The organism is Planctomycetota bacterium (assembly GCA_033763975.1).
Taxonomy (GTDB): Bacteria; Planctomycetota; Phycisphaerae; order Phycisphaerales; family UBA1924; genus RI-211.
In genome coordinates this window covers 225,226-246,077 of record JANRJM010000018.1, presented here as the reverse complement: position 1 = coordinate 246,077, position 20,852 = coordinate 225,226, and the positions used below count along the sequence as shown (strand labels likewise).

The following is a 20,852-nucleotide window of genomic DNA, read 5'->3' as shown; positions in this document are numbered from 1 at the left end:
TCGGCCACATCGCTTACCCCCGCAGCCGCTCGATCGTCCGCGTCGTGCTCTTGCCCTCGACGAGATCGACCAGCGCCACCCGCCCGCCGTACGACTCCACGAACGACCCCCCCACCACCTGGTCCCGCGTGTAGTCCGCGCCCTTGACGAGCACGTCCGGGCGGACCGCCTCGATCAGCCGCAGCGGCGTGTCCTCCTCGAACAGCACCACCGACCCCACGCTCGCGAGCGCGCCGAGCACGCGCGCCCGGTCGAGCGCCGGGTTCACCGGGCGCCCCGCGCCCTTCAGACGGCGTACGGACGCGTCGTCGTTCAACCCCACCACCAGGAAATCCCCCTCCGCCGCCGCCTTCTCCAGCAGCGTCACATGCCCGCTGTGCAGGATGTCGAAGCACCCGTTCGTGAACACCACCCGCTTGCCCTGCGACCGCAGCGCCGCGGCCTCCACTCGCGCCTGCTCCAGCGTGCGCACCTTCCCATGACGCGCCGACGCGAGCGCCAGCAGCGCATGGTGCACGCGCTCCAGCGCGATCGGCTGCACGCCGAAGACCTCGACCTCCAGCCCCGCCGCCGCGTTCGCGAACCGCGTGCTCTCGAACCACGACAGCCCGTTCGCCCGCGCCGCCGCCAGCCCCGCCAGGAACATGTCCCCCGCGCCGGTGACGTCGTACACCTGTCGCGCCACCGTCGGCACGCCCACCGGGCCCTTCCCGCGCTCCACGAGCAGCGCGCCGTGCCGGTCGAGCGTCAGCACGCACGCCTCCAGCCCAAGCCGCTCGAGCAGCGCCCGCGCCAGCGGCTCGGTGTCCTCGATCGCCGCGCTCGCCCGCGTCGAGAGCCCGGTCGCGTCCTCCGCCTCCGTGCGGTTGGGCGTCAGCACCGTCGCCCCGGCGTACTTCGAATAGTCCGTCCCGCGCGCGGGGTCCACCATCACCGGCTTTCCCGCCCGACGCGCCGCACGGATCACCCCCGCGCACACCTCGGGCGTGCACACGCCCTTCGCGTAGTCCTCGATGCACACCACGTCGCACGACGGGAGCGCCCGCTCAAAGGCCCCCAGCAGCCTCGCCGCGCCCTCGCCCGCCACCGGCTCGCGCGACTCGAAATCCACCCGGAACATCTTCTGCGGGTGTCGCGCCTGCGCCAGCCCGATCAGGTTCTGCTTGACCGTCGTCGGCCGCGACGCGTCCTCGACAACGCCCGACGCCTCCACCCCGCCCAATTCCAGCTCACGCCGCAGCAGCTCGCCGTGCCCGTCGCACCCCACGACCCCGAACGCCAGCACGCGCATCCGCAGCGCGACGAGATCCAGGCACACGTTCGCCGCGCCGCCCGGGCGGTTCTCGGTGCGGCGCACGTGCAGGATCGGCACGGGGGCGTCCGGCGAGAGGCGCTCGGCGTCGCCGTACACCAGTTGATCGAGCATGAAGTCGCCGACGACCAGGGCCGTGCGGGGCGTCCACGCGGAGAGCGCGTCCAGGAGCGGGTCCATCGCGCCCAGCGTACGCGCCCCGCCCGCCGGGCGCGCACGCGGTGTACGCTCCGCGCGATGCCCCCCGCCGGCCCCGTCTCGCTCGCCACGCCGGTCGAAGACCTGCCCGGCGTCACGCCCCGGCGCGCCGACCTGCTGCGGGCCCTCGGCATCACCAACCTCGGCTGGCTCGTCGCCCACCTGCCGACGCGCTTCGAACGCGTCGAGCCCCAGGCGCCCATCTCGTCCATCGTCCCGGGACGCGTCGTCACCGCCGTGGGCGAGGTCGCCGCGACCCGCCCCGTCCGCGCCCGCCGCCCGCGCTTCGAGGCCGTCCTCACCGACGGCACCGGGCGCCTCGACGTCGTCTGGTTCAACCAGGTCTTCCTCGCCGACAAGATCCTCCCGGGCATGCGCCTGCGCGTCGAGGGAAAGGCCTCCAGCCGGCACGGGGGCGTGCAGATGGCCAACCCGCGCTGGTCCATCGCGCCCGACGAGCCCCCCCAGCCCGCCGACGGCCCGCACCCCGAAGCCTCCGCATCCGGCGAACCCGCCGGGTCCTACCTCCGCCCGGTCTACCCGGCCTCCGAATCGCTCTCGAGCGCCGAGATCCGGCGCATCATCGCCCGCGTCCTGCCGCTCGCCCTCCCGCGCATCGACGACCACCTCCCTCCGGACTTCCGCTCGCCCCGCTCGTTCCCGGAACTGCGCGACGCGTACCGCATGCAGCACGAGCCCCGCGACGAGGACGAGGCCGCACTCTCCCGCCGTCGCCTCGCGTACGACGAGCTCTTCTTCCTGCAGCTCGGCGTGCACCTGAAGCGCGCGCACCTGCGCGAAGCGCTCCGCGCGCCCGCGCTGCCGATCTCGCCCGCCCTCGACGCCCACATCCGCGCACGCTTCCCCTTCCCGCTCACGCCCGCGCAGGACCGCGTCGTGCGCGAGGTCGCCGCCGACCTCGCCACCACCACCCCCGCCAACCGCCTCATCCAGGGCGACGTCGGCAGCGGCAAGACGTTCGTCGCCGCCTACGCGATGCTCCAGTGCGTCGCCGCCGGGCACCAGGCCAGCCTCATGGCGCCCACCGAGATCCTCGCCGAGCAGCACGCCGCCTCGCTCTCGCGCCTCCTCGCCGGCTCGCGCGTGCGCCTCGCGCTGCTCACCGGCTCGACGCCCCCGACGGAACGCGCGTCGCTGCTCGCGGCGCTCGCCTCGGGCGCGCTCGACATCCTCGTGGGCACGCACGCGCTGCTCACCGAGGGCGTCGTGTTCAAGTCGCTCGGCGTCGCCGTCATCGACGAGCAGCACCGCTTCGGCGTGCACCAGCGCGCACGCCTGCGCGCCACCGCCACCGACGACCGTTCGACGCCGCACATCCTCGTCATGACCGCCACGCCCATCCCGCGCACGCTCGGCGTGACGCTCTTCGGCGACCTCGACGTCTCGACGATCGACCAACTCCCGCCGGGACGCTCGCCGGTCGAGACGCGCGTCTTCCGCGGCTCGCTGCGCGACCGCGTCTACGCCGAGGTCGCCGCCCGCCTCGCCAAGGGCGAGCAGGCGTACATCGTCGTCCCCGCCATCGAGGGCGACGACGACCCCGCGGGCGAAGCCCCCGCCCGCGACACCCCGCTGCGCGATGTCCGCACCGTCCTGGCCGAACTCGAGGCGGGCCCGCTCGCCGGGTTTCGCCTCGCCGCCCTGCACGGGCGCCTCGCCCGCGACACCCGCGACGCCGTCATGGAGCGCTTCCGCCTGGGCTCCATCCAGGCCCTCGTCGCCACCACCGTCATCGAGGTCGGCGTCGATGTCCCCAACGCCACCGTCATCGTCATCGAGCAGGCCGACCGCTTCGGCCTCGCCCAGCTCCACCAGCTCCGCGGGCGCGTCGGGCGAGGCTCCATCCCCTCCTCCTGCCTTCTCGTCGCCGACCCCGCCACCCCCGAGGCCGAACTGCGCCTCCGCGCCGTCGCCTCCACCACCGACGGCTTCGCCCTCGCCGAAACCGACTTCGAACTCCGCGGCCCGGGCGAACTCTTCGGCGCCCGCCAGTCCGGCCTGCCCCCCTTCAAGGTCGCCGACCTCATGCGCGACCGCGAACTGCTCGCGCTCGCACGGCGCGACGCCGCCGAGTGGGTCCGCCGCTCGCCCCGCCTCGATCGACCAGACGAGGCACTCCTGCGACGCCGCCTGCTCAAGGCCTACGGCCCGTCGCTCGGGCTGGGCGACGTCGGATGACAGCCTCTTCATCTCCACTATCATCCCCGCGATGACCACTTCGCCAACGCCAGTCACCCCCGCGATCGTGCTCTGCCCGGGCCAGGGCGCCCAGAGCGTCGGCATGGCGCGCGCGTGGCTGGAGTCGTCCCAGGCCGCCCGCGAGGTCTTCGCCCACGCCGACCGCCAACTCGGGGCCCGCCTCGGGGGCACCCTCTCCGACCTGTGCACCAACGCGCCGGCCGAGGTGCTCTCCCGCACGGACGTCTCCCAGCCGGCGATCTTCACGACGTCGATCGCCTGCTGGCGCACCCTGCTCGCGAAGCGATCGATGAACGACGCCGAGCACCCCCTCGCCGGCGCCGCCGGCCTCTCGCTGGGCGAGTACACCGCCCTCGTCATCGCCGGGTCCGTCTCGTTCGGCGACGCGCTCGAACTCGTGACCCTCCGCGGGCGTGCCATGCAGGACGCCGCCGAATCGCACGACGCCGCCGCGGGGGGCGGCGGGGGCATGCTCGCGCTCGTCGGCGCGACCGACGCCCAGGCGCACGAGATCTGCGACGCCGCCCGCGAGAAGGACGTGCTCGTGTGCGCGAACTTCAACGCGCCGGGCCAGGTCGTCCTCAGCGGGCACAAGGACGCCCTCGCCCGCGCCCAGAAAGTCGCCGAGTCCATGGGCCTGCGCGCTCAGATGCTGCAGGTCGCCGGCGCGTTCCACTCGCCCCTCATGTCTCCCGCCGCCGACCGCCTCGCCCGCGCGCTGGCCGGCACGCCCTTCACGCCCCCCCGCTGCCCGGTGGTTTCCAACGTCACCGCCGAGCCCCACGACGCGACCGACGCCTCCCCGGATACCATCCGAGTCCGGCTGGTCGAGCAGCTCACCAGCCCGGTACGCTGGTCGCAGTCGTGCGCGTGGAAGGCACAGAACCTGCGCGGCGACTTCGTGGAACTCGCCCCCGGCCGCACGCTCGCCGGGCTCTTTCGCCGGATCAACCGCGACGTAAAGGTCACCTCCCATGACACCCCGTAGCCTGCCCCGCGTGCTCCGCACCGCCTCCCGCACCGCCGTCGCCATCGGCGTGTCCGTCGGCGCGGTCGCGATGCTCGCCGCCCCCACGCTCGTGCTCCCCGGCTGCTCCGAGCCGCCCCCGCCGCCCCCGCCCCCGCCGCCGCCACCCCCGCCGCCGCCCCCGCCGCCCGAGCCGGTGCGCATCGACACCATCATGCAGTCCGTCCGCCCCGACGCGCGCGTGCAGTTCCCGCAGGGCGCGGCTCCTGCCGACGAATCCCTCGCCCGCGCCGCCATCTCCCTCGCCAACGCCTTCGCCAAGGGCGACGCCAACGCCCTCCGCGCCATGCTCGACCCCGCCGGCCAGCGCACCCTCGACCAACTCACCTCCTCGGGCGACTGGGACGAGTCCGTCGCCAAGATCGAGGTCGTCCGCGTGACAGGCGTCGCCGAATCACCCCGCGACACCCTCCCCAGCACCTCCGGCTCCGTCTTCCTCGCCATCCAGGAGCCCGGCGGCGCCTACCTCCTCCTGTTCAACGGCCTCTCCGCCGACGGCATGTGGAAGTTCTCCGCCGGCGAAGCCAACGCCCAGGTGCTGCGCCGCGCCAGCGACTGGGACGCCGTCCTCGGCAGCGGCGGTGGTGCGCCAGAGATCGCCGCCGCGCCGGAATCCGGCTCGATCGCCGAGACCGCCGCCGCGCTCGGCGGCACCGAGGACGAGTTCATCGTCATGGGCTTCGCCGGCCTCGACCTCATCCGCCGCATCGAGACCGCCGCCGGCTCCTCCGCCAGCGCCGACCAGAAGGCCCTCATCCAGTCCGCGCTCGGCCAACTCCCGCCGGGCGGGCTCGAGGCCATTCGCGCCCAGGCCCGCGCGAAGATCGACGCCGGCTACCGCCTCCCCGACGCCCGCATCGCCACCCTCGTCATGGCGGGCGAAGCCTTCTCCCAGTCCCTCGGCGGGAAGGTCACCCGCGACCAGGTCATCCAGTTCGTCTCCAACATCCTTTCGTTGCCGGAAATCCAGGTCCGCAACGCCGCGTCCGGCGGCGGCGGCGCCCCTCCCGCTCCCCCCGCCGGCGGGCAACGCGGGCTCGCGCCTTCGACCGGCGGCAGCCCCGCCGGCCAATCACCCGGTGGCCCCGCCCCCGAAGCGCCGCCCTTCACCATCGCCCCTGAAGGCGGATTCAAGGGCCGAAGCGCGCTCAACGTCTACCTGACCTACGAAGTGCACATGCGCGTGATGGTCAACCACGTCAACGGCCGTCCCCTCCCCGCCGAGGCGCTCCTGGGCGTCGCCAACCACTTCCGCGAGGTGTACGACGACATGGCCCGGAACGACGTCCAGCTTCTCGTCGAGAGCCAGATGGAGGTCGGCCGCGACCAGGCCAACAACCGCTTCATCCTCGGCGGCGCCGAGCTGCGTCCGCTCATCAAGGAAATGCAGCGCCGCTACCGAAACCTCACGATGGACCTCTCGCCGGACGACCTCATGAAGCACATGGCGCAGATCACCGGAGTAGACATCAAGCACTGGCAGGACCAGTTCGAGAAGGGTGGCAAGTGACCGAGGCCTCTGTGACCCCGACCCCGCGCCCCTCCCGTGTCGCCGTCGTCACCGGCGCGTCCCGCGGCATAGGTCGCGCCATCGCCCTGCGACTCGCCGATCCCGCCCGCGCACGCCGCCACGTCGTCCTCGTCTCGCGCAGCGAGGCGCCACTGAACGACCTCCGCGCCCAGATCGAGGCCGCCGGCGGCGCCGCGAGCGTCCTCACGGTCGACGTCGCCGACCCCAAGGCCCTCCAGGCCGCCATCGACGACATCGCCCAGCAGCGAGGCCGCCTCGACATCCTCGTCAACAACGCCGGCATCACCAAAGACGGCCTGGCCCTCCGCATGAGCGACGAGGACTGGGACCTCGTCCTCGACACCAACCTCAAGTCCGCCTTCGTCGCCACCCGCGCCGCAGCACGACACATGATGCGCGGCAAGTTCGGACGCATCGTCAACATCAGCAGCACCAGCGGCGTCGTCGGCAACGCCGGCCAGGCCAACTACGCCGCCGCCAAGGCCGGCATGATCGGCCTCACCAAGTCCATCGCCAAGGAACTCGGCGGCAAGGGCATCACCTGCAACGCCGTCGCCCCCGGCTTCATCACCACCGACATGACCGACAACCTCCCCCAGCAGGTGAAGGACGACCTCCAGAAGTTCATCGCCGTCCGGCGCCTCGGCACCCCCGAAGACATCGCCGCCGCCGTCGAGTACGTCACCTCCGACGACGCCGGCTTCCTCTCCGGCCAGTGCCTCGTCGTCGACGGCGGCATGACCATGGCCTGATCGCGCCCTACGCCCGCGCGCCAGACATCTCCTCGCACGACCCCGCGCACCGGCGGCACACCTGCGCGCACTCCTGCATCACCGTGTCCCCCGATCCCATCCGCTCGCAGTCGTCCGCGCACGCCCGGCAGATCGCGGCGCACGCGCGGCACGTGTGCTCGTGCTGCGCCGAGCCTCGGTGCAGCACGCTGTGCGACACCCCGCAGATCAGCGCACAGTCCATCAGCAGCGTCTGATGCTCGCGCGACGCGTGCTCGCCACCGATCTCCAGGCAGTGCACGATCGTCCGCAGGCACTCGTCCTGGCACTCGTGGCACGTCTCGGCGCACGCCTCCATCCGCTTCGGGTCCTGTTGCGGCATCGTGGTCCTCCGTTTCGCCCCCTTCACCGTGTGGGGACCCGCCGATCCGCCCTCGTGAGAGCCCAATGCACCCGCCCTCACCCCGCGTCTCAGCCCTCCGCCGCGCCCGACGCGCCCGGCCCGCGGGCGTGCGTCGTCCGCCCCCCGTGCCCCTCCAGCCCCAGCACGACGATCCCCGCCACGATCAGCACCACCGCGATCGCTTTGCGCACCGTCATCGCCTCGCCCAGGAACCACCACCCCAGCAACACCGCCGTCAGCGGCGCCACGCCGAACGCGATCGGGCGCAGGATCGAGATGTCCCCCGTCCGCAGGCCCGTGTAGAAGAAGAACACCCCGCCGAACCCCGCCAGCAGCCCGGACCCGATGATCAGGTACAGCCACGTCGAAACGCTCGCCGAGCGCACCCAGCCCGCCGGCTCGTGCGTCGTCCACCGCGTCGCCGCGAGATACGCGATCACCACGGGCACGACCGTCACCAGCGCGCGCACCAGTGTCGCGCCCATCGGCCCGACCTGGCGAGAGTTCAGCGCCGCCTTCGTGCCGATCTCGCCCACCCCCCAGCACAGCCCCGCCAGAATCGCGAACAGGATCGCCTTGGTCATGCGCCGAGCGTAGCGACATCGCCGCGGGCGCCACGGCCACCCCGCGGGCGCCTAGAAAAAGTCCGGCATCCAGGGCGTCGGCCCGCCGAACATCGCGCGGGCGATGGCGAACTGCGCCGCCGTGCCCGCGCACAGCCCGCACGTCGCCGCCGCCTCGGGCACCAGGTACCCGCTGTACATCGCCGCCAGCCCGCGGACCGTCACGCACATCGCCTCGCCCGACCCGCGCCGCACCCGCGCCCGCCCGCCCTCCACCTCGATCTCCCACACGCCCCGGTTCGCCTCCACGAGTTCGTCGTGCACGTCGATCACCAGCCGCCCGCGTACGAACGGGTCGTACCCGCGCGCCTCCAGCGCCGCGGGCACGCTGGTGATGCGCAGCATCCAGGGCTCGTGCAGGCGCACGCTGCCCCAGTGGTGCCCGAGCATCAGGTGAATCGGATGCGTCGGCCCGCCGAAGAACTTCAGCGCGTCCCCCATCGTCGCGTAGTTCGCCAGAAGCCCGACCAGCGTCCGCGCCGCCGCGGGCGTGGTGAAGATCGCGTCGCTGAGCTGCACGCCATGCCGCCCGAACTCCGGGTTGCTGCGCTGGAACACCGCGACGTAGCCCTCGAGATCCCCCGTGGGCCCCACCGCGCCGAACACCCGGTAGGGGTTCTCGCGGAACTTCCACACGCGTCCCCAGCAGTACGGGCCGCGATCGAGCATGCCGTTCTGCGACCGCGCGACCGCTTCGTAGCAGCGCGTCATCGCCGGCTGATCGTCGTCCGTCAGGCGGCGCACCTCCAGCTCCGCGCGGCATGTCGGGATCTTCGGGATCGGAATCTCGTATTCATACCGCCCGCCCGCAGACTCGTACCCCACCCGCCGGTAGAACGCCCGCGTCGACGCGTACAGCGCCGACAGCGCCACGCCCTCCGCCGCCAGTTCGCGCACGCACGCGCCCATCAGCCGCTTGCCCAACCCCCCGCCGCGCCGCGTGACATCGGTCGCGACACCCGCGATGCCGACCATCGGCACGCTGCGCCCGCCGAAGAACTGCCCCATGACGATCCGCGACAGGCACGCCACCGGCTGGCCATCGGCCGACTCGCGCACGACGCGGACGTTCGCGACGCCGTGCGAGCGCATCCACGCCTCGGCGCCCTCCTGCGCACCGGAAAACGCCTCGTGCACGAGCAGCCCCAGCCGCGCGAGGTCGTCCTCTCGCGCCGGGCCGTAGTGCGCGGGCGTGAACATGTCCGCCGGATTCTCCGAGTGCGACGCCATCATCAGCCTCCCGCCGTGCCCGGGGTCACGTGCAGAAACCCAAGGTGCAGTTCCGCGTGGCGCAGGTGCAGCGCGATCCACTGCTCGTGCGGCAGCGGGCCGAGCAGCAGGTTTGGCTCCGCCGGCGCCTCGCGCTCCAGCCGGTCCAGCGCCGCCCGCAGGCGCGCCAGCCCCGCGCCAAACGGCACATCGTCCTGCCCCACCGTGCCGCCCTCGACACCCGGGATCCGCACGCCCGCGGGCAGCGGGCCCCGGAGCATCCGCCCGCGCAGCGCCCGCCCCGCCGTGCGCATCAGCCACCCCGGCTGCGGCAGAGTCGGTGGATAGCCGTCGAACCCGTACTCGACAAACGCCGCGAGGTGCGAGAAGACCTGCCCCGCCGTCCAGTTGCCGATGGCTCGCAGCGCGCCGACCCGCTCCGCCGCCTCCAGCGCGTCCAGCTCCGCCCGCAGCGCCGCGATCGACTCAAACCGCAGCACCCGCCGCTCCCGCAGCCGCCTCGTGTCAATGGTCACCGCCCGCTCGCTCATGCCGCCCCCCCGCCTCGTGCCGCCCGACACTGATCCCCGCCGCCGCCAGCAACTGCTCCGCGGCGTGCGACCACGTCCACCCGTTCCGCGCGAACGCCGGCCCCGCCACCCGCGCCCGCGCCCGGTACGCATCGTCGCGCACCACACGCCGGATCTGCGCCACATAGTTCTCGAAGTTCGGCTGGAGATACTTGCCCCCGCTCTGCTGGTGCACCTGCACCTTGCTCGCGATCTTCAGACAGAAGTCCGGGTGCATGAAGTCATCCGCCGAGCCCCCCGCCGTCGCGAGCACCGGCACCCCGCACGCCGCGGCCTCCAGCGCCGGCATGTTGAACCCCTCCGCCAGGTACGGGCACACGTACGCGTCCGCCGCGTGGTACAGCCCCGCGATCGCGCGCGGGCCCATCGACGCGCCGATGTACCCCACCCGCGCCATCAGCCGGTCCTTCACCTCCGGGGGCGCCTGCGCCCGCACCCGCTCGATCACGTCCCCAGAGCCGTACAGCGCGTCCATGCCCTTCAGCACCAGGCGAAGGCGGGGCATCTCCGCCTCGAGCGCGAGCATCGCGTCCAGCATCATCTCGACGTTCTTGTTCCACCCCAGCGAACTGCTGTGCAGCAGCACGAACTCGTCCGTCAGCCCGAGCGCCGCCCGCGCCTCGCGCCGCTGCTCGTCCGTCGGCGGCGTGAACACCGCCGGATCAATCGCGCAGATCACGTGCGCCATCTGCGACGCCTTCACCCCGCTCCGCAGAAACCCGTCCTTCGACCACTTCGAGCACGTGACGACCGTGTACCCCGTCCGCTTCGCCGCCGCCGCGATCGGCTCCTGCCCCGCGACGAACGAGTTCGGCACCACGCCATACTCCGCCGTGCCGAACACGAACGTCTTCGCCGCGTTCGAGGGGCCAAAGTCGTACGGAAACACGATCCGCGCCGCGACATCCGCCCTCAGGTCGTCCGGCGGCCCGGGGATCGCCGCGACGATCGCCTCCTGCTCCTCCAGCAGCACGCCCCGCGTCGGACGCCACTTCGCGTCCGCCATCGGCGCGTCGCGAAAGTACACCGTCACGCCCGCGCGCTCCGACAACTCCAGCGCCAGGTACATCGCCCACAGCGAGTACGAGTGCGGCAGGAACCGCCAGCCTTCGATCACGATCGTCGTCACGGGCGAAGCATACTGCCCGCGCCCCAAGGGCGGCCCGCGCACCCGCCCCCGACGCCCCCCGCGAGGCTCACTTCTCCCAGACGAAGCCCTTCTTCGCCGCCTGCCGGCGCACCGCCTCGCGCAGCACGCTCCCGAAATCCTTCTCGCCCGATTCCTGCGCCGTCCGCGCCCGCTCCGCCTCGATGAACGCGTCGCGCTTCTGCGTCTCCGCGGCGATCTGCCGCTGGAGGTCGGTCCGCTCCGCGAGCTTCGCTTCGAGGTACGCCCGCTGCTCCGCCGCCGGCTTCCCGCGCAGCGCCTCGGGCAGATCCTCCGCCTTCACCTCGTCGAGCTTCACCCGGTCCTTCTCCTCGCCGGTCAGCACCGCGTCCACCAGATCCCACGACGCGTTGCGGTACAGCAGCCCCGCCTTCATCGACGCCCGCTCCGCCGCCGCCGCCGGCGCCGCGCTCGCCGCGTTCGAGTCCTGCATCGTCTGGTTCCGCGTCGCCGTCTCGCCCTTCGGGCCGTACGCCACGTACGTCCCGTTCAACGCCGCGCTCAGCTCGATCAGCTTCTGGTCGTGCGGCGTTGCGATCACGTCGTTCTTGTTCTGGTCGATCGCCGCGTACTCGCCGTCGGCCAGGCGCGCCACCTCGCGCCACCCCGGCGCGATCGAATCGCCCGGGTTTCCGCAGTAGATCGTGTTGATCATGATCCCCTTGGAGATCGCGTCCGCGCACACCGCGGGGTTCGTGAACGTCTGGTCCTGGTCCGCGCCCTCGTTGCCCGCGACGACGATCAGTTTCATCGCGCCCGCGTCCTTCGACCAGTCCAGGTCCTGCACCGCCTTGTGCACCACCCGCCCCACGTACTCCGTCCCGCCGTTCGTGCGGAGCGCGAACAACTGACGCGACACCTCGTCCAGGTCCGTGGTCAGGGGCTGCAGCACGCGCACCCACCCGTCCTCCGCCGAGTACCCGTCGTTGCCGAAGCTCAGCAGCGCCACGCGCAGCGCGGGGCGGGGCTTGGCCGTCGCCAGATCGCTCACGATCCCCCACAGGCGCTGCCGCGCCGCGTCGATCAGCCCGTCCATGCTGCCGCTCGTGTCGAGACAGATCACGAGATCAACCGGGCGGGGGCTCGCGTCCGCACTCGCAGCCTCCGTCTTCGGGGCCTCCGCCGCCGGCGTTCCCGCCGCCGGCTGCGCCCCAACGCCCGCGGCCGGCGCGCCCACCTGGGCCGTACCGATCGTCGCGACCGACACGCACCACCCCGCCGCCAGCACCGTGATCGTTGCACGCTTCATGTTGCGAATCTCCTTGTACGCCCGTCGGCCCCGTGCGGCACTCCATCGCGGCGCCGCCTCATGAGCAGTACGCGGCTACCCCCAGCGCGTTCCGTAACGACGCGGTAACGCCGCTCGCGCATCGCCCCCGCCACCATCTCAACCCGAGAGTCCTCTCAGCCCGGCCAGCCCTTGCGTGAACACCGACTTATCTGCGTACGCAAGCCGCCCCATCGCGGGCACGCGGGTAGACTCCCCGATGCGCACCATCGCGAAAGCCCCCGCGCGCACGCTGATCTGGCTGGGACTCGCCGGCCTCTCGCTCCCCGCCTGCACAGGACTCGAACCCGCCATGGTCGGCGTCGGCGTCACCGCCGTCGAAACCGGCGCCACCGTCCTGGGGCGCGGCAAGGTCGGCACCTACGAGATCGCGTCCGTCGACGACGTCGAAGCCGCCGCGCGCACCGCCGCCTCGAACATGGCGCTCACCTTCATCCGCGAGCGCGAGTCTGACATCGGCACGGTGCTCACCTTCCGCGACGACCGGCGACACACCATCACCGTCTCCATCGAACGCCAGTCCCGGACGGTCATGTTCGTCCGCGCCGATGTCGGGCTCTTCGGCCCCACCGGCCTCGCCGCCCTCTTCATCCGCCAGGCCCAGAAGGAACTCGAAGCCGCGCGCGCCACCACGCCCGAGTGATTCGGCTCGGGCCCGTGCCGCAATCCCAGTCGCGCCAAAGGTCCGGCGACGCGCGATCAGCCCGCCATCTTGGCGGCCTTCGCCCGCGCGTCGTCCAGCGAGCCCACGTACATGAACGCGCCCTCGGGCAGGTCGTCGCCCTCGCCGTTGCACAGACGCTCGAACGAGTCGATCGTCGACTCCAGCGGCGAGTCCACGCCCTTGAACCCCGTGAACTGCTCCGCCACGTGGAACGGCTGCGACAGGAACCGCTCGATCTTGCGCGCCCGGTTCACCGTCTGCTTGTCCTCTTCGCTCAGCTCGTCCACGCCCAGGATCGCGATGATGTCCTGCAGGTCCTTGTACCGCTGCAGGATCCGCTGCACCCGCATCGCCACCCTGTAGTGACGCTCGCCCAGGATCTGCGGATCCAGGATGCGGCTCGTCGACGCCAGCGGGTCCACCGCCGGGTAGATCCCCTTCTCCGCGATGCCGCGCGACAGCACGATGAACGCGTCCAGGTGCGTGAACGCCGTCGCCGGCGCCGGGTCCGTCAGGTCGTCCGCCGGCACATAGATCGCCTGCACGCTCGTGATGGCGCCCTTGCTCGTCGACGTGATCCGCTCCTGCAGTTCGCCCATCTCCGTCGACAGCGTCGGCTGGTAGCCCACCGCGCTGGGCATGCGCCCCAGCAGCGCCGACACCTCGGAGCCCGCCTGCGTAAACCGGAACACGTTGTCCACGAACATCAGCGTCTCTTTGCCCGACGCGTCGCGGAACTCTTCCGCCATCGTCAGCGCCGACAGCGCCACACGCAGACGCGCGCCCGGGGGCTCGTTCATCTGCCCGAACACCATCGCCACCTTGTCGAGCACGTGCGCCTTGTTGCCCTTGTCGTCGGTGTACTCGGCTTCCTTCATTTCACGCCACAGGTCGTTGCCCTCGCGCGTCCGCTCGCCCACGCCCGCGAACACCGAGTACCCGCCGAAGTTCTTCGCCACCCGCGCGATCATCTCCTGGATCACCACCGTCTTGCCCACGCCCGCCCCGCCGAACAGCCCGATCTTCCCGCCTCGCACGAACGGGCACAGCAGGTCGATCACCTTGATCCCCGTCGGCAGGATCTCCGTCCGCGGGTTCAGCTGCGCGAACTCCGGCGGCGCCTTGTGGATCGGCGAGCGCTTCCCGCTCACCTCCGCGCCCTTGTCGATCGCACGCCCCAGCAGGTTGAACACCCGCCCCAGCACCTGCTCGCCCACCGGCACCGTCACCGGCGAGCCCGTGTCCACGCACGCCATCCCGCGCGTCAGCCCGTCCGTCGAGCCCAGCGCCACCGCACGCACGCGCCCGCCGCCCAGGTGCTGCTGCACCTCGCCCACCAGGTCGATCTCGCCCGCCTTCGTCGTCGCCTTGATCTGCACCGCGTTGTAGATGTCCGGCAACTGGTCCTCGCCGAACTGTGCGTCGAACGTCGAACCGATGACCTGCGTGATCGTGCCCGTGCTGCCCATGGCGACCCTCGAGTTGTGGCGTCCCCGCGCGGCGTCGGCCTGCCCGTCGCCCGTCGCGGGGGCTCAGCATAGGCACAGCCCACGCCACCTCGCACTCGGTGCCGCCCCGACTCCCGTCGACGCGCCCCGCCCGCGAATCGGGTCCGACGTCCCGCCACTCATACGGGATCTGATCGGATTCAAAAAACTACGAAATTCGCGCGAACCCGCAAGACTTCCATTGACATCGCGGCTTCCCGCTGCGAAACTTCGGACGCTCCGAACCCCCCTGTTCGGATGCCGAGGAGAGAGACATGGGGGCCCTGGTCCACATCTCGGTGTGTGATCGATCTCGTACGCGAGACTTCGGCAGTGTCTGCCGGCATCTCGCGTCGGGTGGGGCGGGGTTTTGAGCCGGACGCGGAAACGCGACGGCAGAGGAGACAGGACAATGAAGAAGATTCTCGCTGGCCTCGTGGCCGCCGCCGGCTTCGCCGGTGTCGCGAACGCCGACATCATCATGACCTTCGACGAGGGCATCTTCCTCTCGACGGACGTGGTCCCCGTCGGCACCTACTACACGGGCGTGACCTTCGGCAGCAGCAGCACCGGCTCGCCGCTCGTCTCGCGCAACCGCATCATCGGCGGGTACAACGTCTCGTCGTTCCCCTCGGGCGCGGGCGGCGGTGAGTACTGGGTGTACGGCGACGTCGGCGTCACCAGCGCGCTCGACGGCTCGGGCAACGACGGCCGCATCACGTTCGATAACGGCGATGCCACCTACGTCGAGCTCGGCTACTCCTGCAACAGCAACTTCTTCCTCGAGGCCTACGACGCCTCGAACAACCTGATCGACATCGACACCGGCGGCGCGAACCTCCGCTTCATCAACAGCAACGAGGCTGGCCCCGGCACCCTCCGCGTCGACGCCCCCGCGGGCCAGTTCATCAAGTACGTGATCGTCCACGACACCGGCAACTTCTGGGTCATCGACAACATCCGCACCGACGCGTCCGGCATCGTCCCGGCCCCCGGCGCCGCCGCCCTCCTGGGCCTGGGCGCCCTGGCCATGGGCCGCCGCCGCCGCTAAGTCCTCGGGCCATTATTCTTCCGATCGGAAGCACGGCCCGAGGTCTTGCAACGCTCGCCGAGAGGCGAACATCCTGAATACTCGAACGACCCCCGCTCGCCAGCGGGGGTCGTTTGCTTCCGGGCCCGGCCACTCGCGCCGCCCCCGTTCGCGTGCCCACCCCCGCTAGCGCCGCCGGCGAACGCCGCACATCAGCATGCCCAGCACGCACGCGCCGGCACCCGGGCCCGGCACTGTCAGCGTCGTGATTCGCCCGAGCTCGCTGTCGCCCACGAAGATCAGCCCGTTCGCCTCGTCCACCGCGAGCGCTTTGACGCTCAGGCGTTCGAAACTCGTCGGGATCGGCACCTGCTGCGTCTGCCCCAGCTGAACCCCCGCGTACGTCCAAACGCTCAGACGCGGGTGGAACCCCTGCCCCAGCACGTCCTGGCTCAGCGCGAGCAGCACCTCGGCGTGCGGCACGTTCTGCCCCAGCAACGCCCCCGCGAACGACCCGCTGATGACATCCACACCCGTCACCCCGTCGATCGCAAGCGTGAACGACGATGTCGGCGCGCCCAGCCCCGCGCTCGTGTGCGGGCGAACGTGTACCACGGCGACCGTCGGATTGATCGACGACTCCACGCTCAGAAACCGATCCAGCGCGCGCGAGTACTCGATCGATGCCGGCGGGAACGCCGCCCCGGGCAACCCAGCCAACGCGCTCACGGGCACCGGCGACGCCGTATCCGCGACGGTCACCGTCGTCGGCGCACCCCCCGCCTGGTCGCGCGTCTGCGTGACGATGAGCGGCTCGGCGCCCGGCGCGAAGCCGCCGTAGCCGGCGCCGCTCGTGTTGATCGCCACGCCCAGCACCGAGTGAAAGCGGCGCGAGTCACCGGGTCCGAAGTTCGGCCGCCGGCTGTTCGAGACCGTCAGGTTGCCCGTCGCGCCCGGCTCGTAGAACCACAGCGCGTTGCCGATGAGGTCCCCACCATGCGCCACGTACAGCCGCCCGTTGTGAAAGTCCATGCCCCGCGGCGTGCCCGAGACCCCCCCGGCGCTCCCCGCATCCACCGGGTCCGCGAAGACGTTCCAACTCGTGTACGGACTGCTGCGCCCCCACAGGCTCACCGCCCCGGTCTGTTCGATCACACCGGCCTCGGCGACCGCCGCGAGAACCCCGACGCCGCCCACCACGACCGACCTCCACGTCTTCCGGCGCATCACGTGCCTCCCATGCGGATTGCAGCCCCGCACACCTACCGGTTCAACTCTGACACGGGTTGCAGCCCACGCCATCAAGACCTCGTGAAGATCCCCCCCAACCTCGCCGCCACCGCGCCAGCGCGGCCTCCCGCCCGGCGCGAGCGTGCGCCGGGCCCCCGCCGCTACTATGCGGCCCATGAAGATCTACGAGTATCAGGCCCGCGATCTCCTCGCCCATTACGCCATCCCCGTCCCCGCCGGGCAGATGATCACATCCATCGAGGCCGCCCCGGGCGCGTTCAAGAGCGTCACCGACGCCCAGACGCCCCCCCTGGCCGTCGTCAAGGCCCAGGTGCACGCCGGCGGGCGCGGCAAGGCCGGGTTCGTCAAGCTCGTCAAGACCCCCGCCGAGGCCGAGGCCGCCGCACGCTTCATGCTCACCAACCGCATGCACAGCCCCCAGACCCCGCCCGAGGGCCTGGAGGTCAAGAAGCTCCTCGTCGCCCGCGCGGTCGACATCGCCCCCCGCGCCGGCGGCGGCACCGAAGAGTTCTACCTCGCCATCACCACCGATCGTCGCACCCGGCGCAACATCCTCATCGCCTCGCGCGAGGGCGGCGTCGAGATCGAGCAGGTCGCCCACGACCGCCCCGACGCCATCATCAAGGTCCCGCTCCACCCCGTCGCCGGCCTCGAGGGCTTCCAGGCGCGCACCGTCGCCTTTCGCCTCGGCTTCACCGGCAAACTCGCCGGCCAGGCGGCCGACATCATGCTCAAGCTCTCGCGCCTCTTCATCGAGAAGGACTGCACGCTCGCCGAGATCAACCCGCTGGTCATCACCGAAGGCCCGGCCGGCGCCGTCGTCGCCATCGACGCCAAGTTCTCCTTCGACGAGAACGGGATGTTCCGCCACAAGGACATCGCCGCCCTGCACGATCCCTCCGAGCAGAACGCCGCCGAACTCCGCGCCCAGAAGTTCGGGCTCTCCTATGTCGCGCTCGACGGCAACATCGGCTGCCTCGTCAACGGCGCGGGCCTTGCCATGGCCACCATGGACGTCATCAAGCTCCACGGGGGCGAGCCCGCGAACTTCCTCGACGTCGGGGGCGGCGCCAGCGAAGAAGCCGTCACCGAGGCCTTCGGCATCATCCTCTCCGACCCCGCCGTCAAGGGCATCATGGTCAACATCTTCGGCGGGATCATGAAGTGCGACATCATCGCGCAGGGGATCGTGAACGCCGCGACGAACTTCAAGAACCCCGACGGCACCACCGGCTTCAAGGTCCCCCTCGTCGTGCGCTTGGAGGGCACGAACGTCGACGCCGGCCGCACGCTGCTCGAGAACGCCCGCGCGAAGCTCCCCACGCTCCAGGCCGCCACCGACCTTACCGACGCCGCCAAGAAGGTCTGCGCCGCCGTCGCCTGAGCCCCCCTCCACGACCTGTGGGTTTGCGTCGGTCGGCTCCGCCGCCCCGGCGCACGCGCGGTACGGTCCCGCGGTGCTCGTGAAGACCGCAGTCGCGCTGCGGGCCCTTCGATCACAGCCGCTCCGCATAGCCTCGGCGCCGCGCGCCACCCGAAGACGATGACACAACAGATTGAGTTCCTGGACATGGCGGCAATGGCCGGGGCCATGCTCCTCGCCGGGCACGGGCAAGCCCACCGGGCGTGGATGCAAGCTCGCCGCGCGCGGGTCCCGCAAAACGAGAACGGGCCCGTCCTTCGGAGGACAGGCCCGGGTCTTGATCTGCGAACACGCGTTCAGTTCATCGACAGGCTGTCGAGGAACCGCTGCACCTCGGCCGGGTCGGGCTTGGGCGCGTGGTGCGCGTCGTGCTGGGCCATCTCGGCCTCCATGGCCTCCTGCTTGGCGAGCGCCTCGCGGTTGCCCAGGAAGTGCGCCTCGAGCTGCAGGCGGATCTTCTCCATCGCCTTGTTCTGGATCTGGCGCACGCGCTCCTTCGTGACGCCGATGATCTGCCCGACCTGCTCGAGCGTCATCGGCTTCTCGATCTCGCCGGCCTCCAGCCCGAAGCGATGCTCGATCACCGTGCGCTCGACGTCCGACAGGTCGGCGCGGTTCTCGAGCACGATCCGCTTCACCTCTTCGGCCGCGTCCTTCTCGAACGTCGACCGCTTCACCTCGAGGAAGTTGCTCCGCTCGAGCTTGGGGTCAAAGTCCGTGGGGAAGCGCTGGCGGTACTTGCTCAGCTTCATGCCCTGGCGCGAGAAGGCCTTGAGGATCGCCCGGCAGGCGTACGTGCTGAACTTGTACCCGCGCCCCGCGTCGAACTTGTCGACCGCGCGGAGCAGGGCCATGTTCCCCTCGGAGACCAGGTCGGCGAAGTCCACCTCGCTCATGCGCGTGCGCTTGGCCATCGCCAGCACCAGCGCCAGGTTCGTCTCCGCGATCTGCTCGCGGATGCGATCCGAGATGCGGTACCACTTGAGCATCTCGTGCGCCTGCTCGGGGTCCGGCACGCGCGATTCGCTCTTCCAGACGTCCTGCTGGATCGCCCAGATGCGGTACCGCGCGTAGTTGAACTGGTGGAACAGCACCTTCTCCTGCGCGCCCGTGAGGATCACCTGCTGGGCCGACTTCACCGTCCGCCCGCGGGCCGCCGAAAGATCGTCCATGACGGGGTGGTACCACGTCGTGTCCGGCTTGGGCACGTCGGGGGCCTCGTCGTAGATCTTCTTCTCCGCCTCATCCTCGTAGAACGCCGGGGAGTCGATGAAGTCCTGCTCGCAGGACATCACCTGCTGCAGGAGCTTCTCGTCCTCGGTGCTCAGCCGACGGCGAATGGGAGCCTTGGACCCGCCCTTGGAGGTCTCGATAGTTTCCGAGCCGACACCGACGCGCGTCCTGCGCCGGACCTGCTCGAGCGGGCTCAAAGTTCGTTTCGACATCGCCTGCCTCATCGTACGATCCTCATACCCTCGCGCCGTCCTGGACTGCCCTCACCCGGCGAGAGCCGCGAGCCTGCCGTCCCTTCTACGAACACCGAACACGCTCGGGTCAGTGGTTCAAGCGCGCCGGAGAGCATTCCCAAGGAAATTACGTACTTCATCACCGCCCAATCCGTGCGCCCATCCTTCCACCAAGCCATCCTACTGAAACCTTGCCAGCACCGCACCCCGCAAGGCGGACTACTCTGCTTTTCTTCCCGTCGCAGATGCCAGTCTTCCCACACGACCAAACATTTACCGTTTACCGCGGGTCGACTGCGATCCAAGAGAGAGTCATACGCTCCCAAGCCGTCGCAGTTTCATTGTCTAGAACGAATCTAAAGGAAATGAAAGGCGATACGACCACGGCACCGGATCCATCCGGCGGTTGAACGACAAACCATCAACCAGTACCGTACCCCACGCCGGGCTCCGCGCCCCGGACTCCGACTGTACCAGAAGTCTCCGTTCCAGCCAAGTCGCAGTTCACCTTTTCGCCGCGGGGGCCAGCCTATAGGGCCTTCCCTGAGGAAACACGCCATGCCGATCACCTTGCCCAACCTGCCGTACCCCACGGATGCCCTGGAGCCCCACATCGACGCCGCCACCATGACCGTGCACCACGGCAAGCACCATGCGGCGTATGTCACCAACGGCGCTAAGGCCCTCGAAGGAACGCCCCTCGCCGACGCCGACCCGGTCGACGTCATCCGCGATCTGTCCCGGGTTCCCGAGGACAAGCGCGGGGCGGCCCGGAACAACGTCGGCGGACACGTCAACCACGCCATGTTCTGGGAGATCATGGCCCCGGCCGGAAAGGGCGGCGGCGGGGCCCCCACGGGCGATCTCGCCGCGGCCATCTCCGACGCCTTCGGCTCGTTCGACGCCTTCAAGGAGAAGTTCGCCGCCGCCTGCACCGGACGCTTCGGCAGCGGCTGGGCCTGGCTCGTGGTCGACCCCTCCCGACGCCTCGCTATCTGCTCGACGCCCAACCAGGACAACCCGCTGATGGGAAAAAGCGTGGCCGGGTGCGAAGGCACGCCGATTCTCGGGCTGGACGTCTGGGAGCATGCGTACTACCTGAAGTACCAGAACCGCCGGGCGGACTACGTCGCCGCGTGGTGGAACGTCGTGAACTGGAACGCGGTGAGCGAGCGGTTCGCGCGGGCAAAGTAGCGGCACGATCGGGGTTCGCCCCCGACGCGGGGAGAAT

The 20,852-nt window shown here is 70.8% G+C and carries 18 protein-coding genes; 8 read left to right on the top strand and 10 right to left on the bottom strand.

What is annotated here, in order from left to right; translation table 11 throughout:
- Nucleotides 1-13: 13 nt before the first annotated feature.
- Nucleotides 14-1,492 carry a D-glycero-beta-D-manno-heptose 1-phosphate adenylyltransferase gene (rfaE2, locus tag SFY69_12940; protein ID MDX2132950.1) on the bottom strand — a complete coding sequence of 493 codons (1,479 nt, stop codon included), beginning with the start codon at nucleotides 1,490-1,492 and terminating at the stop codon, nucleotides 14-16.
- On the opposite strand from rfaE2, the gene recG reads away from it, so the two are divergent.
- The 4 genes from recG to fabG are packed head-to-tail and all read left to right on the top strand — an operon-like array spanning nucleotide 1,415 to nucleotide 7,040.
- Nucleotides 1,415-3,709, top strand: coding sequence for an ATP-dependent DNA helicase RecG (gene recG, locus SFY69_12935; GenBank protein MDX2132949.1), 2,295 nt, complete (start codon nucleotides 1,415-1,417; stop codon nucleotides 3,707-3,709). The two genes, rfaE2 and recG, sit on opposite strands and share 78 nt — an antisense overlap.
- A gap of 31 nt (nucleotides 3,710-3,740) precedes the next feature.
- Nucleotides 3,741-4,718 (top strand): ACP S-malonyltransferase, encoded by a 978-nt coding sequence (locus SFY69_12930; protein MDX2132948.1) that lies wholly within the window; start codon nucleotides 3,741-3,743, stop codon nucleotides 4,716-4,718.
- Nucleotides 4,705-6,267: a hypothetical protein gene (locus tag SFY69_12925; protein MDX2132947.1), complete on the top strand. Its 1,563-nt coding sequence runs from the start codon at nucleotides 4,705-4,707 to the stop codon at nucleotides 6,265-6,267. The genes SFY69_12930 and SFY69_12925 overlap by 14 nt, the downstream gene beginning before the upstream one ends.
- A complete protein-coding gene (fabG, locus tag SFY69_12920) occupies nucleotides 6,264-7,040 on the top strand; it encodes a 3-oxoacyl-[acyl-carrier-protein] reductase (GenBank protein ID MDX2132946.1) in 777 nt (258 codons plus the stop codon). Before SFY69_12925 ends, fabG begins: the two co-directional genes overlap by 4 nt.
- A 7-nt stretch (nucleotides 7,041-7,047) precedes the next feature.
- Here the strand turns inward: fabG and SFY69_12915 are convergent, their stop codons facing one another.
- The 6 genes from SFY69_12915 to SFY69_12890 all read right to left on the bottom strand — a co-directional run bounded on the left by SFY69_12915 (nucleotide 7,048) and on the right by SFY69_12890 (nucleotide 12,261).
- A complete protein-coding gene (locus SFY69_12915; GenBank protein MDX2132945.1) occupies nucleotides 7,048-7,401 on the bottom strand; it encodes a four-helix bundle copper-binding protein in 354 nt (117 codons plus the stop codon).
- An 89-nt stretch (nucleotides 7,402-7,490) separates the two neighbouring features.
- Nucleotides 7,491-8,006, bottom strand: coding sequence for an EamA family transporter (locus tag SFY69_12910; protein ID MDX2132944.1), 516 nt, complete (start codon nucleotides 8,004-8,006; stop codon nucleotides 7,491-7,493).
- A gap of 51 nt (nucleotides 8,007-8,057) precedes the next feature.
- Complete coding sequence (locus tag SFY69_12905; GenBank protein MDX2132943.1) at nucleotides 8,058-9,275, bottom strand: GNAT family N-acetyltransferase; 1,218 nt, start codon at nucleotides 9,273-9,275, stop codon at nucleotides 8,058-8,060.
- Between the two features lie 2 nt (nucleotides 9,276-9,277).
- A complete protein-coding gene (locus SFY69_12900) occupies nucleotides 9,278-9,790 on the bottom strand; it encodes a DUF1569 domain-containing protein (GenBank protein MDX2132942.1) in 513 nt (170 codons plus the stop codon).
- Entirely contained in the window at nucleotides 9,780-10,973 is a 1,194-nt protein-coding gene (locus SFY69_12895; GenBank protein MDX2132941.1) for a glycosyltransferase, read from the bottom strand. Before SFY69_12895 ends, SFY69_12900 begins: the two co-directional genes overlap by 11 nt.
- A gap of 67 nt (nucleotides 10,974-11,040) precedes the next feature.
- Nucleotides 11,041-12,261, bottom strand: coding sequence for a VWA domain-containing protein (locus tag SFY69_12890; GenBank protein MDX2132940.1), 1,221 nt, complete (start codon nucleotides 12,259-12,261; stop codon nucleotides 11,041-11,043).
- A gap of 238 nt (nucleotides 12,262-12,499) precedes the next feature.
- On the opposite strand from SFY69_12890, the gene SFY69_12885 reads away from it, so the two are divergent.
- The gene (locus SFY69_12885; protein MDX2132939.1) at nucleotides 12,500-12,943 is read left to right on the top strand and encodes a hypothetical protein; all 444 of its coding nucleotides are present in this window, start codon (nucleotides 12,500-12,502) and stop codon (nucleotides 12,941-12,943) included.
- Nucleotides 12,944-12,999: 56 nt separating this feature from the next.
- Here the strand turns inward: SFY69_12885 and atpD are convergent, their stop codons facing one another.
- Nucleotides 13,000-14,433 (bottom strand): F0F1 ATP synthase subunit beta, encoded by a 1,434-nt coding sequence (gene atpD, locus SFY69_12880; GenBank protein ID MDX2132938.1) that lies wholly within the window; start codon nucleotides 14,431-14,433, stop codon nucleotides 13,000-13,002.
- A 430-nt stretch (nucleotides 14,434-14,863) separates the two neighbouring features.
- On the opposite strand from atpD, the gene SFY69_12875 reads away from it, so the two are divergent.
- Nucleotides 14,864-15,502: an MYXO-CTERM sorting domain-containing protein gene (locus SFY69_12875; protein MDX2132937.1), complete on the top strand. Its 639-nt coding sequence runs from the start codon at nucleotides 14,864-14,866 to the stop codon at nucleotides 15,500-15,502.
- 165 nt (nucleotides 15,503-15,667) lie between these two features.
- On the opposite strand, the gene SFY69_12870 is transcribed toward SFY69_12875, so the two are convergent.
- Entirely contained in the window at nucleotides 15,668-16,708 is a 1,041-nt protein-coding gene (locus tag SFY69_12870) for a hypothetical protein (GenBank protein MDX2132936.1), read from the bottom strand.
- Nucleotides 16,709-16,886: 178 nt separating this feature from the next.
- Between SFY69_12870 and sucC the strand changes: the two genes are divergently transcribed.
- Nucleotides 16,887-18,116, top strand: a complete 1,230-nt coding sequence (sucC, locus tag SFY69_12865) for an ADP-forming succinate--CoA ligase subunit beta (GenBank protein ID MDX2132935.1) — start codon at nucleotides 16,887-16,889, stop codon at nucleotides 18,114-18,116.
- A 335-nt stretch (nucleotides 18,117-18,451) separates the two neighbouring features.
- Here sucC and SFY69_12860 read toward each other — a convergent pair whose 3' ends face one another.
- Nucleotides 18,452-19,600: a sigma-70 family RNA polymerase sigma factor gene (locus tag SFY69_12860; protein MDX2132934.1), complete on the bottom strand. Its 1,149-nt coding sequence runs from the start codon at nucleotides 19,598-19,600 to the stop codon at nucleotides 18,452-18,454.
- A gap of 579 nt (nucleotides 19,601-20,179) precedes the next feature.
- Between SFY69_12860 and SFY69_12855 the strand changes: the two genes are divergently transcribed.
- Nucleotides 20,180-20,815 (top strand): superoxide dismutase, encoded by a 636-nt coding sequence (locus SFY69_12855; GenBank protein ID MDX2132933.1) that lies wholly within the window; start codon nucleotides 20,180-20,182, stop codon nucleotides 20,813-20,815.
- The last annotated feature ends 37 nt before the right edge of the window (nucleotides 20,816-20,852 follow it).

Coding starts and splice junctions, on each gene's coding strand:
- SFY69_12925 (MDX2132947.1), top strand. CDS start 4,705: ATGACACCCCGTAGCCTGCCCCGCGTGCTCCGCACCGCCTCCCGCACC.
- atpD (MDX2132938.1), bottom strand. CDS start 14,433: ATGGGCAGCACGGGCACGATCACGCAGGTCATCGGTTCGACGTTCGAC.
- SFY69_12905 (MDX2132943.1), bottom strand. CDS start 9,275: ATGGCGTCGCACTCGGAGAATCCGGCGGACATGTTCACGCCCGCGCAC.
- sucC (MDX2132935.1), top strand. CDS start 16,887: ATGAAGATCTACGAGTATCAGGCCCGCGATCTCCTCGCCCATTACGCC.
- SFY69_12890 (MDX2132940.1), bottom strand. CDS start 12,261: ATGAAGCGTGCAACGATCACGGTGCTGGCGGCGGGGTGGTGCGTGTCG.
- SFY69_12875 (MDX2132937.1), top strand. CDS start 14,864: ATGAAGAAGATTCTCGCTGGCCTCGTGGCCGCCGCCGGCTTCGCCGGT.
- SFY69_12860 (MDX2132934.1), bottom strand. CDS start 19,600: ATGTCGAAACGAACTTTGAGCCCGCTCGAGCAGGTCCGGCGCAGGACG.
- SFY69_12915 (MDX2132945.1), bottom strand. CDS start 7,401: ATGCCGCAACAGGACCCGAAGCGGATGGAGGCGTGCGCCGAGACGTGC.
- SFY69_12910 (MDX2132944.1), bottom strand. CDS start 8,006: ATGACCAAGGCGATCCTGTTCGCGATTCTGGCGGGGCTGTGCTGGGGG.
- SFY69_12930 (MDX2132948.1), top strand. CDS start 3,741: ATGACCACTTCGCCAACGCCAGTCACCCCCGCGATCGTGCTCTGCCCG.
- SFY69_12885 (MDX2132939.1), top strand. CDS start 12,500: ATGCGCACCATCGCGAAAGCCCCCGCGCGCACGCTGATCTGGCTGGGA.
- SFY69_12870 (MDX2132936.1), bottom strand. CDS start 16,708: ATGCGCCGGAAGACGTGGAGGTCGGTCGTGGTGGGCGGCGTCGGGGTT.
- SFY69_12855 (MDX2132933.1), top strand. CDS start 20,180: ATGCCGATCACCTTGCCCAACCTGCCGTACCCCACGGATGCCCTGGAG.
- rfaE2 (MDX2132950.1), bottom strand. CDS start 1,492: ATGGACCCGCTCCTGGACGCGCTCTCCGCGTGGACGCCCCGCACGGCC.